Origin of the sequence: Pseudomonas sp. NBB (genome assembly GCF_032701105.1) — a bacterium.
GTDB lineage: Bacteria > Pseudomonadota > Gammaproteobacteria > Pseudomonadales > Pseudomonadaceae > Aquipseudomonas > Aquipseudomonas asiatica.
The window spans coordinates 1,062,895-1,078,993 of the sequence record NZ_CP103994.1; the positions used below are offsets into that span (position 1 = coordinate 1,062,895).

Consider the following 16,099-nt stretch of genomic DNA (forward strand, 5'->3'; position numbering starts at 1 on the left):
CGGGGTTGGCGTAGGAAGCACCTTATTGGTGCGTAGGAAATGTCTGAAAAAGCTGATTTGACAGAGAACTGGATTCGCAAGCGATCCGCGTACCCTGTGGGAGCGGCTTTAGCCGCGAAGAATCCGACGCGGTGCATGGCACCGGCTGCGCCGGTGTTCGCGGCTAAAGCCGCTCCCACAAGGTCACTGCTAATTCAATGAGTCATGTGCAGTTCCATGAGAGCCGGCAAGCCCGCTCCCACAGGTATTTCGTGGATCCTTTAAGGCATCTGCACTTCGATCAGGCCATCGGCATTCATGCTCACTTCACTGGTCCCGGCCTCGATATCCGGCGCCGGTGCCGACTCATCAGCCCCCATGGCCTTCATCGCCATCGGCGCACTGCGCAGGTAAGGGCGCGGGTAACCGCTGCTGTTGAGGTTCAGGCTGACCACTTTGTAGCCCTTGCCACCCAGTGCCTCGGTAGCCAGTTGCGCGCGTGCCTTGAAGGCATCCACCGCATCCTTGAGCAGTGCATCTTCGCTGGCCTTGCGCGTGGCCGGGGCGATGGAGAAGTCCATGCCCCCCATCTTCAGCTCTTGCAGTAGGTCGGCGGTCAGCTGCGACAGGGCAGGGAAGTTGGCGCTTTCCAGGCGCAACTCGGCGCGCTCGCGCCAGCCGGTGATCTTCTGGCCCTTGCTGTCATATACCGGGTAGCTGTTGCGGCTACCCTGGCTGATCTTCACGTCCTTGACCTGGCGCGACTGCTGTACGGCCTTGTTCATGGTCTCGGTGATCTGCTTGGCGAGCTTGCCCGGGTCGGTGTTCTGCGCTTCGCTGTACAGGGTAACGACCATCAGGTCGCGCGCCACTTCCTTGCTGACCTCGGCACGCAGCGAGACCTGATTGTAGCGCGGCTCATCGGCAGCCAGCGCCGGCAGGCTGGCGAGCAGGCCGCAGGACAGGATCAGGGCGGTGCCGCGACGTGGGATTTGCATGTGGTACTCCTTGGCAATATAAGGCGTGGGTTGTGGCCATCCATTCCACGCATGGCCCATCAGACCGGCAACAGTGTAGTGGGTTCAAAAGTGCCATCATGAACCTGTGACAAAGTGTGGCGCTTTGCCGCATCGCTGCAGCGAGGCGCCTGGCTTCGGTATACTCCAGCCGATTTTTCTGGAGCACTCATCAGGAGAGCTCATGCTCGCCGCCGTACAACCGCTGTCTGCTACTCGCCAGAACCTCTGGCGCCTGACCGTCATTCGGGTCCTGGTCCTGGCTGCCCAGGCCGGCTCCGTGGGCGTCGCCTACTGGACCGAACTGCTGCCTTTGCCCTGGCTGTCGCTGGCCGGCACCTTGGCCTTGTCTTCGCTGCTGTGCGCCTTCACGGCCCTGCGCCTGCGCCTGTCGTTGCCTGTCACCGAGCTGGAATATGCCCTGCAACTGGCCTGCGACCTGCTGATCCACAGTGCCTTGCTGTACTACTCCGGCGGCTCGACCAACCCGTTCGTATCGTATTACCTGGTGCCGCTGGCGATTGCCGCAGTTACCTTGCCGTGGCTGTATTCGCTGATCCTGTCCGGCATTGCCCTGACCGCCTACAGCCTGCTGCTGGTGCAGTTCTACCCGCTTGAAGGCCTGCCGATGGCGCGGGACAAGATGCAGGTGTATGGCATGTGGCTGAGTATTGCCCTGGCCGCTGCGGTGATCACCTTCTTTGCCGCACGCATGGCCGAAGAGCTGCGCCGCCAGGAGCAACTGCGTTCCGAGCGGCGTGAAGAAAGCCTGCGCGACGAGCAGCTGCTGGCCGTGGCCACCCAGGCCGCCGGTGCCGCCCATGAGCTGGGCACACCGTTGGCGACCATGAGCGTGCTGCTGAACGAAATGCGCCAGGACCACGCCGACCCGTTGCTGCAGGAAGACCTGCAGATCCTTCAGGACCAGGTGAAGCTGTGCAAGGAAACCCTGCAACAGCTGGTACGCGCCGCCGAAGCCAACCGCCGCCTGGCCGTGGTGGAGCAGGATGTCACGGCATGGCTGGACGAAGCGCTCAACCGTTGGCACCTGATGCGCCCGGAAGCCAGCTACCGCTTCCAGCGCTTGCGCGACGGCCAGGTGCCGCGCCTGACCCCGCCGCCGGACCTGACCCAAGCGTTGTTGAACCTGTTGAACAATGCCGCCGATGCCTGCCCCGATGACCTTGAAGTGCGCCTGGACTGGGACACCCATGACATCGTCATCAGCATCCGTGACCACGGCCCCGGCGTGCCGCCGGCGATCGCCGAGGCCATCGGCAAACCCTTCATTACCACCAAGGGCAAAGGCTTCGGCCTGGGCCTGTTCTTGAGCAAGGCCAGCGTGACCCGTGCGGGCGGTTCGGTGAAACTCTATAGTCATGAACAGGGTGGCACCCTGACCGAACTGCGCCTGCCCTATGGCAAGCGAGGAGATGAATGATGAGCGAAGAAAACCAGGTCGAAGGCGAAGAGCTGCCGCACCTGCTGCTGGTGGATGACGATGCCACCTTCACCCGTGTCATGGCCCGGGCCATGAGCCGCCGCGGTTTCCGCGTCAGCACCGCCAGCTCTGCCGAGGAAGGGTTGATCCTGGCCCAGCAGGACCTGCCGGACTACGCCACGCTGGACCTGAAGATGGAAGGCGACTCCGGCCTGGTGCTGCTGCCCAAGCTGCTGGAGCTGGACCCGGAAATGCGCGTGGTGATCCTGACCGGTTACTCGAGCATTGCCACTGCGGTGGAAGCGGTCAAGCGTGGTGCCTGCAACTACCTGTGCAAGCCGGCCGATGCCGATGATGTGCTGGCTGCGTTGCTGTCAGAGCACACCGACCTGGATAGCCTGGTGCCGGAAAACCCGATGTCGGTCGACCGCCTGCAATGGGAGCACATCCAGCGCGTACTGAACGAGCACGAGGGCAATATCTCGGCCACCGCGCGGGCGTTGGGCATGCACCGTCGGACCTTGCAGCGCAAACTGCAGAAGCGCCCGGTTCGGCGCTGATTCAGTACTGGCAGTGCCGGCCTCTTCGCGGGTAAACCCGCTCTTACAGGTGTTCACAGGCCTCCAGGCCTGTGCAGTACCTGTAGGAGCGGGTTTATCCGCGAAAGGGCCGTAACTGCCAGAAACTTCTCTTTATCACCCCGCGATCCCCGCAAGTCCCGGCCGTTGGCGTATCATTAGCCCCCTAACGGCAACCCCTCCAGGATCGCTTGCGCATGCTCGCCCTTCTTATCCAGACGTTGAACATCACGGCCCCGGTCTTCGCCATGCTGTTCATGGGCGTGCTGCTCAAACGTATCCGCCTGATCGACGACAATTTCAACCGCGTAGCCTCGCAACTGGTGTTCAACGTGTGCATGCCGGCGTTGCTGTTCCTCGGCATCTACCACGCCGACCTGGCCACGGCGGTCAAACCCGGCGTCCTTCTCTATTTCATCGTCGCCACCCTGGCCGGCTTCGCCATTGCCTGGGGCATGGCCATCTGGCGCAGCCCGCTGGCCGATCGGGGCATCTATACCCAGGGCGCATTCCGTGGGAACAACGGCGTGATCGGCTTGGCCCTGGCCGCCAGTCTCTACGGCGACTACGGCATCTCCCTGGGGGCGGTACTCGCCGGCCTGGTCATCCTCATGTACAACTCGTTGTCGGCAGTGGTGCTGGCGGTTTACAGCCCGGACCTGAAATCCGACCCGTGGAGCATCTGCAAGAGCATCTTCAGCAACCCGCTGATCATCAGTGTGCTGGTGGCCACGCCCATGGCCTACGGCCAGGTGCCGCTGCCCAACTGGCTGCTGACCTCGGGCGATTACCTGGCGCAGATGACCCTGCCGCTGGCGCTGATCTGCATCGGTGGCACGCTGTCGATGGCGGCACTGCGCGACAGTGGCAGGCTGGCCATCGACGCCAGCCTGGTGAAGATGGTCTGGCTACCGCTGCTGGGTACCCTCGGTGCCTGGCTATGCGGCTTCCGCGGCGCCGAGCTGGGCATCCTGTTCCTGTACATCGGCAGCCCGACTGCAGCTGCCAGCTACGTCATGGCGCGGGCGGCGAACGGCAACCATGAGCTGGCTGCATCGATCATCGTGATTACCACGCTAATGGCGGCGATCACCACCAACATTGGTATTTTCATCTTGCAGTGGGGCGGATGGATCTAGATCCTTGACTGCAAACAACACAAAAACACAGCCTCACTGAGCTAAAGGACACTTCATGCAAGACCAGAGCACGCCCGAGCGGTTACAGCGCGGGCTGAAGAATCGCCATATCCAGCTGATCGCGCTGGGCGGGGCCATCGGTACCGGGTTGTTTCTGGGCATTGCCCAGACCATCCAGCTGGCTGGCCCCTCCGTCCTGCTGGGCTACGCCATTGCCGGCCTGATGGCCTTCCTGATCATGCGCCAGCTCGGTGAAATGGTTGTTGAAGAGCCCGTGGCCGGCAGCTTCAGCCACTTCGCCCACCAGTACTGGAGCGAGTTTGCCGGGTTTGTTTCGGGCTGGAACTACTGGGTGGTGTACGTACTGGTCGGTATGGCCGAGCTTACCGCGGTGGGCATCTACGTGCAGTACTGGTGGCCCGGCTTCCCCACCTGGGCCACTGCGGCGATCTTCTTCGTGGTGATCAACCTGATCAACCTCACCCAGGTTAAGGTCTACGGCGAGATGGAGTTCTGGTTCGCCCTGGTCAAGGTGGTGGCTATCGTCAGCATGATCGGCTTCGGCGCCTGGCTGCTGACCAGCGGCCATGGCGGCCCGGACGCCAGCGTGGCCAACCTCTGGCAGTACGGCGGCTTCTTCCCCAACGGCGTCACCGGCCTGGTGATGGCACTGGCAGTGATCATGTTCTCGTTCGGTGGCCTGGAGCTGGTGGGCATCACCGCCGCCGAGGCCGACAACCCGCGTCAGAGCATCCCCAAGGCCACCAACCAGGTGGTGTATCGCATCCTCATCTTCTATATCGGTGCCCTGGCGGTGCTGCTGTCGCTGTACCCGTGGCAGAAGGTGGTGCAGGGTGGCAGCCCGTTCGTGATGATCTTCCACGAACTGGACAGTGACCTGGTGGCGACCATCCTCAATATCGTGGTGCTGACGGCGGCGCTGTCGGTGTACAACAGCTGCGTGTACGCCAACAGCCGCATGCTGTTCGGCCTGGCCAGCCAGGGCGATGCACCGCGTCAGTTGCTGAAGGTAAGCCGTAGCGGCGTGCCGCTGACCGCGCTGGGTGTGTCGGCTTTTGCCACCGGGCTGTGCGTACTGATCAACTACCTGATGCCGGGTGAAGCCTTTGGTTTGCTGATGGCCCTGGCGGTGTCGGCGCTGGTGATCAACTGGGCGAGCATCAGCATCACCCACCTGAAGTTCCGCAAGGCCAAGCTGGCGGCCGGGATTACCCCGTTCTACAAGAGCTGGGGGCACCCGGTAACCAACTACCTGTGCCTGGCGTTCATCGTGCTGATTCTGGTGGTGATGTACCTGACCCCGCCGATTCGCATCTCGGTAATGCTGATTCCGGGGTGGATCCTGGTGCTGTGGGTGGCCTTCAAGATGAAGAAGGCTCGCCAGGCCAGGTAGGTAACACAGTACCGGCCTCTTCGCGGGCACGCCCGCTCCCACAGGGATTCCACAGGCTCTAAGACCTGTGCAGTACCTGTGGGAGCGGGTTTACCCGCAAAGAGGCCGGGCCTGAAAAAGGCTGGGTCAGCCTTGATAGCTGTCGATCACTTCCTGTGCCGCACGGAACGCATCAATCGCCGCGGGCACCCCCGCATACACCGCGCAATGCAGCAGCGCTTCGCGAATTTCCTCCACCGTGCAGCCATTGTTCAACGCCCCGCGCACATGTCCCTTGAGCTCCTGCGGGCACTTGAGTGCCGTGAGCGTGGCCAGGGTAATCAGGCTGCGGGTTTTCAACGGCAGCCCGTCGCGGGCCCACACGCTACCCCAGGCATGTTCGTTGACGAAGTCCTGCAGCGGCTGGGTAAAGTCGGTGGCATTGCCCAGGGCGCGGTCGACGAATGCATCGCCCATCACCTGGCGCCGAATCTGTTCGCCGGTTTTCTTGCTATCAGCCATGTTGTTTTCCTTAGTGTTGGCGGCGCCAGGCTCGTGCGGTGGTGTACAGCAACACCATGGCGAGCACCGGCAGTACGTAGAACAGCATCAACCGCTCCAGGCGGCCGGCCAGTGGCATGCCCATGGTAAACGCCGCCACGTGCAGCCCATAGGCCAGGTACAGGCAGAGGAACACCAGGCCTTCGGCGCGAGTGATGCGGTAGCCGGAATAGAACACCGGCAGGCTCAGCGCAGCAACACCCAGCATTACCGGCAGATCGAAGGCCAAGGCGTTGGGCGAGATCGACAGCGGCTCGGGAGTGACCAGCGCGGTCAGGCCCAGCACGGCCAGCAGGTTGAACAGGTTGCTGCCGATCACTGTGCCCACGGCGATTTCCCGTTCACCGCGCAGGGCGGCGATCAGCGCAGCGGCCAGTTCCGGCAGGGAGGTGCAAATGGCAACGACAGTCAGGCCGATGATGCGCTCGGACAGGCCCAGGTCGGTGGCCACCTCCACGGCGGCTTCCAGCAACAAGTGACCTGCCAGGCTCAGCAGGCCCAGGCCGGCCAGCACCTGCAGCAGCGTGCCCGACCAGAAGCGCCCGGCGCTGCTGGTGACGGTGGTCGGTGCGGGGTAGGTGCGGGCGTAGTGGCGCGACTGGTGCCAAAGCATTGCCAGGTAGCCGATCAGTCCGGTCAGCAGCAACACCCCTTCGGCCCGGCCCAGGTGGCCGTTTGCGGATAACGCGTAGACCAGGCCGCTGGCGACGATCATCAGTGGAATGTCCAGGCGCACCAGTTGCCGCGACACGCGCAGCGGGATGATCAGTGCGGCCAGGCCGAGAATGACCAATACGTTGAATATGTTGCTGCCGATAACGCTGCCCACCGCCACGTCCGGCGCGCCCTGGTAGGCGGCCTGCAGGCTCACGGTCATTTGCGGGGCAGTGCTGCCGAAGGCCACCAGGCTAAGGCCGATGATCAGCGGGCGTACGTGCAGGCGCTGGGCCAGGCGCAGGGCTGCGCGTACCAGCAGTTCGGCACCGCCGATCAGCAACAGCAGGGCGATGCCCAGTTGCAGGAGGCTGGTGGTAGGTAGGGTAGCCAGGTCGAAAATGGTCGGACTCCTGTCGCGTCAGTCGCTAAGCCCTTGTACTCGCACGCGCGCGGTTCCGCTACGGATCATGCCGATTTTTTCTGCGGCGGCACGTGAAAGATCGATCAGGCGGCCGCGGGTGTGTGGGCCACGGTCGTTGATGCGCACCACGACGCTGCGCTGGTTGGCCAGGTTGGTCACCCGTACCCGGGTGCCGAAGGGCAGGCTGCGGTGGGCGGCGGTGAGGCCGTGCTGGTTGAACGGTTCGCCGCTGGCGGTGCGTTTGCCGTGGTGGCGAGAGCCGTAATAGGAGGCGGTGCCGGTCTTGTCGTAACCGTCGGGGTCGATGTCCTGGCTGGCGCAGCCGGCCAGCAGGGAGAAGAGGGCGAGGGTGCTCAGGGATCGTTTTAGCAATTCGAATGCTCCGGTGCGGCCATTCGCGGCTAAAGCCGCTCCCACAGGTACGGCGCTGCACTGGCGAGCGGCGCTGTACCTGTGGGAGCGGCTTTAGCCGCGAACGAGGGCGAAGCCCTCGCAGGACTACAGGGGAAAAACAATCACCCTTCGAGCTTGGCCTTGAGCAATTGGTTCACTTGCCCCGGGTTGGCCTTGCCTTTGGAGGCTTTCATCGCCTGGCCGACAAAGAAGCCGAACATCTTGCCACGCTTGGCCTCGTCGGCTGCGCGGTACTGTTCGACCTGCTCGGCGTTTGCCGCCAGCACCTCGTCGAGCATCTTGTCGATCGCACCGGTATCGGTGACCTGCTTCAGGCCCTTGCTTTCGATGATGCTGTCGGCATCGCCTTCACCGGCGGCCATGGCCTCGAACACGGTCTTGGCGATCTTGCCGCTGATGGTGTTGTCGCGGATACGCAGCAGCATGCCACCCAGCTGTGCGGCGCTGACCGGTGCCTGGTCGATCTCGATGCCCAGCTTGTTCAGCAGGCTGCCCAGTTCGACCATGACCCAGTTGGCAGCCAGCTTGGCATCGCCACCGATCTTCACCACTTCCTCGAAGTAGTCCGCCTGCTCGCGGCTGGAAGCCAGCACGTTGGCGTCGTAGGCCGACAGGCCGTACTGGTTCTGGAAGCGCTCGACCTTCTGCGTCGGCAGTTCCGGCAAGCCGGCGCGGACGGTTTCGAGGAAGCTGTCCTCGATCACCACCGGCAGCAGGTCCGGGTCGGGGAAGTAACGGTAGTCGTTGGCTTCCTCCTTGCTGCGCATGGAGCGGGTCTCGTCCTTGTTCGGGTCGTACAGGCGGGTTTCCTGTACCACCTTGCCGCCGTCCTCGATCAGGTCGATCTGGCGCTGGATCTCGCTGTTGATCGCGCGTTCGATGAAGCGGAACGAGTTGACGTTCTTGATCTCGCAGCGGGTGCCGAACTCGGCCTGGCCTTTCGGGCGGATCGACACGTTGCAGTCGCAACGCAGCGAGCCTTCGGCCATGTTGCCGTCGCAGATGCCCAGGTAACGCACCAGCGCGTGGATCGCCTTGACGTAGGCCACGGCTTCCTTGGCGCTGCGCATGTCGGGCTCGGAGACGATTTCCAGCAGCGGGGTGCCGGCACGGTTCAGGTCGATGCCGGTGGAGCCGCTGAAGTCTTCGTGCAGGCTCTTGCCGGCATCTTCTTCCAGGTGCGCGCGGGTTACCCCGATGCGCTTGATGGTGCCGTCTTCCAGGGCGATGTCCAGGTGGCCCTTGCCGACGATCGGCAGGTCCATCTGGCTGATCTGGTAGCCCTTGGGCAGGTCCGGGTAGAAGTAGTTCTTGCGCGCGAACACGTTGCGCTTGCCGATCTCGGCATCGATGGCCAGGCCGAACATGCACGCCATGCGCACGGCTTCCTGGTTCAGTACCGGCAGTACGCCAGGCATGCCCAGGTCAACCAGGCTGGCCTGGGTGTTCGGCTCGGAACCGAAGGTGGTGGCGCTGCCGGAGAAGATCTTCGACTGGGTGGCGAGCTGAGTGTGGATTTCCAGCCCGATCACAACTTCCCATTGCATGTGTGAATTCCTCAGAAGCCGTTGGGGGCGCGGGTGTGCCAGTCGGTCACTTGCTGGTAGCGGTGCGCGACGTTGAGCAGGCGGCCTTCCTGGAAGTATGGCGCCAGCAACTGCACGCCGACCGGCAGGCCATCGACGAAGCCGGCCGGCATCGACAGGCCCGGCAGGCCCGCCAGGTTGGCGGTGATGGTGTAGACGTCTTCCAGGTAGGCGGCGACCGGGTCGCTGCTCTTGGCGCCGAGCTTCCAGGCCGGGTTTGGCGTGGTCGGGCCGAGGATCAGGTCGACGTCGTTGAAGGCGGCCATGAAGTCGTTCTTGATCAGGCGGCGGATCTGCTGAGCCTTCACGTAGTAGGCATCGTAGTAGCCGGCCGACAGGGCGTAGGTGCCGACCATGATGCGGCGCTGCACTTCGACACCGAAGCCTTCGCCACGCGAACGCTTGTACAGGTCGGTCAGGTCTTTCGGGTTCTCGCAGCGGTAGCCGAAGCGCACGCCATCGAAACGCGACAGGTTGGACGAAGCTTCAGCGGGGGCGATCACGTAGTAGGCCGGGATGGCGTGCTGCATGTTCGGCAGGCTGATTTCCTTGACCACCGCGCCGAGCTTTTCCAGCTCCTTGACGCTGGCCTGGACCAGATCGGCGATGCGTGGGTCGAGGCCGGCACCGAAGTACTCCTTCGGCAGGCCGATGCGCAGGCCTTGCAGCGAAGCATTCAGGTTGTCGCTGTAGTCCGGCACCGGTTCTTCGATGCTGGTGGAGTCCTTGGCGTCGAAACCAGCCATGCCTTGCAGCAGCAGGGCGCAGTCCTCGGCGGTACGGGCCAGCGGGCCACCCTGGTCGAGGCTGGAGGCGTAGGCGATCATGCCCCAGCGCGACACGCGGCCGTAGGTTGGCTTGAGGCCGGTGAGGTTGGTCAGTGCCGCCGGTTGGCGGATGGAGCCGCCGGTGTCGGTGCCGGTGGTGGCTGGCAGCAGGCGTGCAGCCACTGCCGCGGCCGAACCGCCCGACGAGCCGCCCGGGACGTGCTCGAGGTTCCATGGGTTCTTCACCGCGCCGTAGTGGCTGGATTCGTTGGCCGAACCCATGGCGAATTCGTCCATGTTGGTCTTGCCCAGGGTGACCATGCCGGCTTCGGCCAGCTTGGCAACCACGGTGGCGTCATACGGCGCCTTGAAGTTGTCGAGCATCTTCGAGCCGCAGCTGGTGCGTACGCCGTTGGTGCAGAACAGGTCCTTGTGGGCGATGGGGGCACCCAGCAGCGCGCCGGTTTCGCCAGCGGCGCGACGGGCGTCGGCGGCACGCGCCTGGCCCAGGGCCAGGTCTTCGGTGACGCTGATGAAGCTGTTGATCTGCGGGTCGAGCTGCTTGATGCGCGCCAGCAGGGCGCCGGTCAGCTCTTCGGAGGAAAACGACTTGTCGGCGAGTCCGCGGGCGATCTCGGCCAGGGTCAATTGATGCATGGCAGGCACTATCCCTTACTCGATGACTTTGGGAACCAGGTACAGACCGCTTTCGGTCGACGGCGCGATGGCCTGGTAGGCGTCGCGCTGGTTGCTCTCGGTGACCTGGTCGGGACGCAGGCGCTGGCTGGCCTCCAGGGGGTGGGCCAGTGGCTCGATGCCAGTAGTGTCGACCGCTTGCATCTGGTCGACCAGCCCGAGAATGCTGTTCAGTGCGTCAGTAATGCGTGGCAGTTCGCCATCATTCAGGCCCAGACGGGCCAGATGGGCGATCTTTTCCACGTCGCAGCGTTCAAGCGCCATGGGGATCTCCAGGGGAAACAAAGACCGGAATTCGGGTCCGCAGTGAGGAACATGTCAGCTTTCTGGCGGTCTAACGGCCGCGAAATTCTGCTGGCGTGCTCGGAAAAACAGCCAATTTAACATATTGGCTCCTTGCCCAAAATCCCTGCCATTGTTAGAGTTTGCCGCACTTTTTTACCCACGCTTTCCCCAGGGTCACTTTCCCATGTTCAAGAAACTGCGTGGCATGTTTTCCAGCGATCTGTCCATCGACCTGGGTACTGCCAACACCCTTATTTACGTGCGTGAGCGCGGTATCGTACTGAATGAGCCCTCGGTTGTTGCCATCCGTACCCATGGCAACCAGAAAAGCGTCGTCGCCGTCGGTACCGAAGCCAAGCGCATGCTGGGCCGTACGCCTGGCAACATTGCTGCCATTCGTCCGATGAAGGACGGCGTCATCGCCGACTTCAGCGTCTGCGAAAAAATGTTGCAATATTTTATCAACAAGGTTCACGAGAACAGCTTCCTGCAGCCGAGCCCGCGCGTGCTGATCTGCGTGCCGTGCAAGTCGACCCAGGTAGAGCGCCGCGCCATTCGCGAATCGGCGCTGGGTGCCGGTGCCCGTGAAGTGTTCCTGATCGAAGAGCCGATGGCCGCCGCCATCGGTGCCGGCCTGCCGGTCGAAGAAGCCCGCGGTTCGATGGTTGTCGATATCGGTGGTGGTACCACTGAAATCGCGCTGATCTCCCTGAACGGCGTGGTCTATGCCGAATCCGTCCGCGTTGGCGGCGACCGCTTCGACGAAGCCATCGTCACCTACGTGCGCCGCAACTACGGCAGCCTGATCGGCGAGTCCACCGCCGAGCGCATCAAGCAGGAAATCGGTACTGCCTACCCGGGCGGCGAAGTACGTGAAGTCGACGTGCGCGGCCGCAACCTGGCCGAGGGCGTACCGCGTGCCTTCACCCTGAACTCCAACGAAGTGCTCGAAGCGCTGCAGGAATCCCTGGCGACCATCGTCCAGGCGGTCAAGAGTGCCCTGGAGCAATCGCCGCCCGAGCTGGCCTCGGACATCGCCGAGCGTGGCCTGGTGCTGACTGGTGGTGGCGCGCTGCTGCGTGACCTCGACAAGCTGCTGGCCCAGGAAACCGGCCTGCCGGTGATCGTCGCCGAAGACCCGCTGACCTGTGTCGCCCGTGGCGGCGGTCGCGCCCTGGAGATGATGGACAAGCACGCGATGGACCTGCTCTCCAGCGAGTGATTCCGCTCGCTGTTCACGAGCGCCCGGTTTACAGGTAGTACGCACAGTGCTACCTGTATGTGCTGGGCTGGCGCCCGTTCGGGGCGCCGTATCCGTCAACCCGCAACCAGGCTGGTGCGTTGTCCCATGTCCAATGACCTCCTGAGTCGTCCACGAGGAACGGCCCATTAAACCGCTTTTCTCCAAGGGCCCTTCGCTGGGCGTTCGCCTGCTCGTCCTGGTGGTGATGTCGGTCGCGTTGATGGTTGTCGACGCGCGCTTCGACGTGCTTAAACCAGTGCGCAGCCAGATGGGCCTGGTACTCATGGAGTCGTACTGGATCACCGACCTGCCGCAGCGTGCGTGGCAAGGTGTGGCCGGCCAGTTCGGCAGCCGCACCGAACTGATCGCCGAAAACGAAAAGCTCAAGACCGAAGCCCTGCTGCTGCAGGGGCGCCTGCAGAAACTGGCGGCCCTGACCGAGCAGAACGTGCGCCTGCGCGAGTTGCTCAACTCTTCGGCGCTGGTCAACGAAAAGGTCGAAGTGGCGGAGCTGATCGGTGTCGATCCCAACCCGTTCACCCACCGCATCCTGATCAACAAGGGCGAACGTGATGGCGTGTTCCTCGGCCAGCCGGTGCTCGATGCCCGTGGCCTCATGGGCCAGGTGGTCGAGCTGATGCCGTACACCTCGCGCGTACTGTTGCTGACCGATACCACCCATAGCATCCCGGTGCAGGTCAACCGCAACGGCCTGCGCGCCATCGCCAGCGGTACCGGCAACCCGGAGCGCCTGGAGCTGCGCCATGTGGCCGATACCGCCGACATCAAGGAAGGCGACCTGCTGGTCAGTTCCGGCATGGGGCAACGCTTCCCGGCCGGTTACCCGGTGGCCACGGTCAACGAAGTGATCCACGATTCCGGCCAGCCGTTCGCCATCGTTCGTGCCATCCCCACCGCCGCGCTCAACCGCAGCCGCTACATGCTGCTGGTGTTCAGCGACCGGCGCAGCCCGGAACAGCGCGCCACCGATGCCGCCATTGCCCAGGAAGAGGCTGACCGCAAGGGCACCTCGGCCCCAGGCCAGCCGGCCACGACGGGTGAGCAGGGCGCACCAACTGGCAGCGCCCCTGCCACGCCGGCCACACCAGCGGCCCCGACAGCCCCGGCTGCGCAGCCTGCAGCTCCGGCGGTCGCACCTGTCACGCCGGCTGCCGCGCCTGCCGCACCCGCTCACACCCGGAGGCAATGATGGCTGCATCACGCCGCAACAACGGCTGGGTCATCTGGCTGACTTTCGCCATCGGCCTGCTGCTCAGCGTCTCGCCCATGCCGCAGTTCATGGAAGTGTTCCGGCCCATGTGGCTGGCCTTGCTGGTGTCGTTCTGGACCCTCGCCGTACCGAACAAGGTCGGCATGACCACCGCGTTCGTGCTGGGCCTGGCCGAGGACGTGCTGTACGGCACTCTGCTGGGTCAGAACGCGCTGATCCTCACCCTCATCACCTTCCTGGTGCTGTCGTTGCAGCAGCGCCTGCGCATGTTCCCCATGTGGCAGCAGAGCCTGGTGATCCTGGTGATCTTCGGCATTGCCCAGCTGATCCAGCTGTGGCTCAGCGCGCTGACCGGCAACCGGCTGCCCACCCTGGCGCTGGTCTGGTCAGCAGTGATCAGTGCCTTGCTCTGGCCGTGGATAAGTTTCGCCCTGCGCGACCTGCGCCGACGCTTGCATATCAACTGACGGCGCCGCCGCGACTGACAGGGAGATGTCTGCATGAACCCGCTATACCTGGCCTCCGGCTCGCCCCGTCGTCGTGAACTGCTGACCCAGATCGGTGTGCCGTTCAGCGTCGTCAGTGCACCCATCGATGAAACCCCACTGCCCGATGAAAGCGCACCGGCCTACGTCGAGCGCCTGGCCCGGGCCAAGGCTGCCGCCGGCCTGGCCTGCCTCGAAGGTCCGGCTGTGGTGCTGGGTGCAGACACTGCCGTGGTGCTCGATGGTCGTATTCTCGGCAAACCGGAAAACCGCGAAGATGCCCTGGCCATGCTGGCCGGCCTGTCGGGCCGCGAGCACCAGGTTTTGACCGCGGTCGCCCTGAGCGATGGCCCGCGCGTGCACAGCCTTTGCGTCACCAGCAAGGTGCGCTTCCGTGCGATCAGCGCCGAGGAAGCGCAACGCTACTGGGCCAGCGGCGAGCCCGCGGACAAGGCCGGCGGCTATGCCATCCAGGGCTTGGGCGCGGTGTTCGTCACCGGCCTTTCCGGCAGCTACTCGGCGGTGGTCGGCTTGCCCCTCAGTGAAACGGCCGAACTGCTTGGCCAATTCGGCATTGCCTGCTGGCAATCGCCCGCGCATACGCCAGAGGTAACAAACCAGCGGTAGCCAGCACTGCATACGCCATCCATCATTATCCAAGACCTTTGACGAGAGCCTGCCATGAGTGAAGAGATCCTGATCAACATCACCCCGATGGAGTCGCGCGTGGCGGTGGTGGAAAACGGGGTGCTGCAGGAAGTGCATGTCGAGCGCACCCAGCGCCGGGGCATCGTCGGCAATATCTACAAAGGCAAGGTGGTGCGTGTGCTGCCGGGCATGCAGGCGGCCTTTGTCGACATCGGCCTGGAGCGCGCGGCATTCATCCATGCCTCGGAGATATCCCAGCGCGAAGGCTCGGCGGTAGAGAACATCACCGCCCTGGTGCACGAGGGCCAGGCCCTGGTGGTGCAGGTGACCAAGGACCCGATCGGCACCAAGGGCGCGCGCCTGACCACCCAGCTGTCGATCCCGTCGCGCTACCTGGTGTACATGCCGCGCAGCAGCCATGTCGGCATTTCCCTGAAGATCGAAGACGAAGCCGAGCGCGAGCGCCTCAAGCAGGTAGTCAGCGACTGCATGGAAAGCGAGAACATCAAGGACGCCGGTGGCTTCATCCTGCGTACCGCCGCCGAAGGCGCACGCGCTGAAGAGATCCTGCAGGACATCCGCTACCTGCGCCGCCTGTGGGAGCAGATCGGCACCCAGATCAAGACCTGCGGTGCGCCCACGGTCATCTACGAGGACCTGGGCCTGGCCCTGCGTACCTTGCGTGACCTGGTCAACCCGAAGATCGAGAAGATCCGCATCGACTCGCGGGAAACCTTCCAGAAGACTACGCAGTTCGTTGGCGAACTGATGCCGGAAATCGCCGACCGCCTCGAGCACTACCCGGGCGAACGGCCGATTTTCGACCTGTATGGCGTCGAGGACGAGATCCAGCGTGCACTGGAGCGCAAGGTGCCGCTGAAGTCCGGTGGCTACCTGGTGGTCGACCCGGCTGAAGCGATGACCACGATCGATGTGAACACCGGCGCCTTCGTCGGCCATCGCAACCTTGAAGAGACCATCTTCAAGACCAACCTCGAGGCCGCCACCGCGATCGCCCGGCAACTGCGCCTGCGCAACATCGGCGGCATCATCATCATCGACTTCATCGACATGGAAGACGAGGAGCACCAGCGCCAGGTGCTGCGTACTCTGGAAAAGCAGCTGGAGCGCGATCACGCCAAGACCAACATCATCGGCATCACCGAGCTGGGCCTGGTTCAGATGACCCGCAAGCGCACACGTGAAAGCCTGGAACAGGTGCTGTGCGAGCCCTGCCTGGCCTGCCAGGGCCGTGGCAAGCTGAAAACCCCCGAGACCATCTGTTACGAAATCTTCCGCGAGATCCTGCGCGAGGCCCGTGCATACCAGGCCGAAGGCTACCGCGTGCTGGCCAACCAGAAGGTGGTCGATCGGTTGCTGGATGAAGAATCCGGTAACGTCGCGGAGCTGGAAGCCTTTATCGGCCGAACCATTCGTTTCCAGGTGGAGTCGATGTATTCGCAGGAACAATACGATGTGGTGCTGCTCTGAGGCCTTCTGAAACGCGCCGCAGGTGGCCCGGGCTGGAAAATCCGGGGCTACGGGCCATCATGGATAAA

At 63.6% G+C, this 16,099-nt stretch carries 16 protein-coding genes; 9 read left to right on the forward strand and 7 right to left on the reverse strand.

Annotated features, from left to right (window positions below; translation table 11 throughout):
• Positions 1-260 precede the first annotated feature (260 nt).
• Positions 261-977: an SIMPL domain-containing protein gene (locus tag NY023_RS04880; RefSeq protein WP_015269044.1), complete on the reverse strand. Its 717-nt coding sequence runs from the start codon at positions 975-977 to the stop codon at positions 261-263.
• A gap of 202 nt (positions 978-1,179) precedes the next feature.
• Between NY023_RS04880 and NY023_RS04885 the strand changes: the two genes are divergently transcribed.
• The 4 genes from NY023_RS04885 (at position 1,180) to NY023_RS04900 (ending at position 5,567) form a co-directional block, all read left to right on the forward strand.
• Complete coding sequence (locus tag NY023_RS04885; protein WP_003257889.1) at positions 1,180-2,436, forward strand: ATP-binding protein; 1,257 nt, start codon at positions 1,180-1,182, stop codon at positions 2,434-2,436.
• Positions 2,436-2,996, forward strand: a complete 561-nt coding sequence (locus tag NY023_RS04890) for a response regulator transcription factor (RefSeq protein ID WP_015269045.1) — start codon at positions 2,436-2,438, stop codon at positions 2,994-2,996. The genes NY023_RS04885 and NY023_RS04890 overlap by 1 nt, the downstream gene beginning before the upstream one ends.
• A gap of 215 nt (positions 2,997-3,211) precedes the next feature.
• On the forward strand, positions 3,212-4,153 hold the full coding sequence (locus NY023_RS04895; protein ID WP_015269046.1) for an AEC family transporter: 942 nt from the start codon (positions 3,212-3,214) through the stop codon (positions 4,151-4,153).
• A 55-nt stretch (positions 4,154-4,208) separates the two neighbouring features.
• On the forward strand, positions 4,209-5,567 hold the full coding sequence (locus NY023_RS04900; RefSeq protein WP_013971058.1) for an amino acid permease: 1,359 nt from the start codon (positions 4,209-4,211) through the stop codon (positions 5,565-5,567).
• 126 nt (positions 5,568-5,693) lie between these two features.
• Here NY023_RS04900 and NY023_RS04905 read toward each other — a convergent pair whose 3' ends face one another.
• From NY023_RS04905 to gatC, 6 genes are all read right to left on the reverse strand, one after another.
• The gene (locus NY023_RS04905) at positions 5,694-6,068 is read right to left on the reverse strand and encodes a carboxymuconolactone decarboxylase family protein (RefSeq protein ID WP_013971059.1); all 375 of its coding nucleotides are present in this window, start codon (positions 6,066-6,068) and stop codon (positions 5,694-5,696) included.
• A gap of 10 nt (positions 6,069-6,078) precedes the next feature.
• Entirely contained in the window at positions 6,079-7,122 is a 1,044-nt protein-coding gene (locus NY023_RS04910; protein ID WP_041506248.1) for a calcium/sodium antiporter, read from the reverse strand.
• Positions 7,123-7,182: 60 nt separating this feature from the next.
• Complete coding sequence (locus NY023_RS04915) at positions 7,183-7,557, reverse strand: septal ring lytic transglycosylase RlpA family protein (protein ID WP_023662789.1); 375 nt, start codon at positions 7,555-7,557, stop codon at positions 7,183-7,185.
• 143 nt (positions 7,558-7,700) lie between these two features.
• On the reverse strand, positions 7,701-9,146 hold the full coding sequence (gene gatB, locus NY023_RS04920; RefSeq protein WP_013971062.1) for an Asp-tRNA(Asn)/Glu-tRNA(Gln) amidotransferase subunit GatB: 1,446 nt from the start codon (positions 9,144-9,146) through the stop codon (positions 7,701-7,703).
• 11 nt (positions 9,147-9,157) lie between these two features.
• Positions 9,158-10,609: an Asp-tRNA(Asn)/Glu-tRNA(Gln) amidotransferase subunit GatA gene (gatA, locus tag NY023_RS04925; RefSeq protein WP_013971063.1), complete on the reverse strand. Its 1,452-nt coding sequence runs from the start codon at positions 10,607-10,609 to the stop codon at positions 9,158-9,160.
• Between the two features lie 15 nt (positions 10,610-10,624).
• Positions 10,625-10,912 carry an Asp-tRNA(Asn)/Glu-tRNA(Gln) amidotransferase subunit GatC gene (gene gatC / locus NY023_RS04930; protein WP_003255165.1) on the reverse strand — a complete coding sequence of 96 codons (288 nt, stop codon included), beginning with the start codon at positions 10,910-10,912 and terminating at the stop codon, positions 10,625-10,627.
• 205 nt (positions 10,913-11,117) lie between these two features.
• Between gatC and mreB the strand changes: the two genes are divergently transcribed.
• The 5 genes from mreB (at position 11,118) to rng (ending at position 16,031) form a co-directional block, all read left to right on the forward strand.
• Complete coding sequence (mreB, locus tag NY023_RS04935; protein ID WP_003255163.1) at positions 11,118-12,155, forward strand: rod shape-determining protein MreB; 1,038 nt, start codon at positions 11,118-11,120, stop codon at positions 12,153-12,155.
• 226 nt (positions 12,156-12,381) lie between these two features.
• Positions 12,382-13,386, forward strand: a complete 1,005-nt coding sequence (mreC, locus tag NY023_RS04940; RefSeq protein ID WP_041506247.1) for a rod shape-determining protein MreC — start codon at positions 12,382-12,384, stop codon at positions 13,384-13,386.
• The gene (gene mreD, locus NY023_RS04945; RefSeq protein ID WP_015269051.1) at positions 13,386-13,874 is read left to right on the forward strand and encodes a rod shape-determining protein MreD; all 489 of its coding nucleotides are present in this window, start codon (positions 13,386-13,388) and stop codon (positions 13,872-13,874) included. Before mreC ends, mreD begins: the two co-directional genes overlap by 1 nt.
• A 33-nt stretch (positions 13,875-13,907) precedes the next feature.
• Positions 13,908-14,519 carry a Maf family protein gene (locus NY023_RS04950; protein ID WP_013971066.1) on the forward strand — a complete coding sequence of 204 codons (612 nt, stop codon included), beginning with the start codon at positions 13,908-13,910 and terminating at the stop codon, positions 14,517-14,519.
• A 54-nt stretch (positions 14,520-14,573) separates the two neighbouring features.
• Positions 14,574-16,031 carry a ribonuclease G gene (rng, locus tag NY023_RS04955; protein ID WP_013971067.1) on the forward strand — a complete coding sequence of 486 codons (1,458 nt, stop codon included), beginning with the start codon at positions 14,574-14,576 and terminating at the stop codon, positions 16,029-16,031.
• The last annotated feature ends 68 nt before the right edge of the window (positions 16,032-16,099 follow it).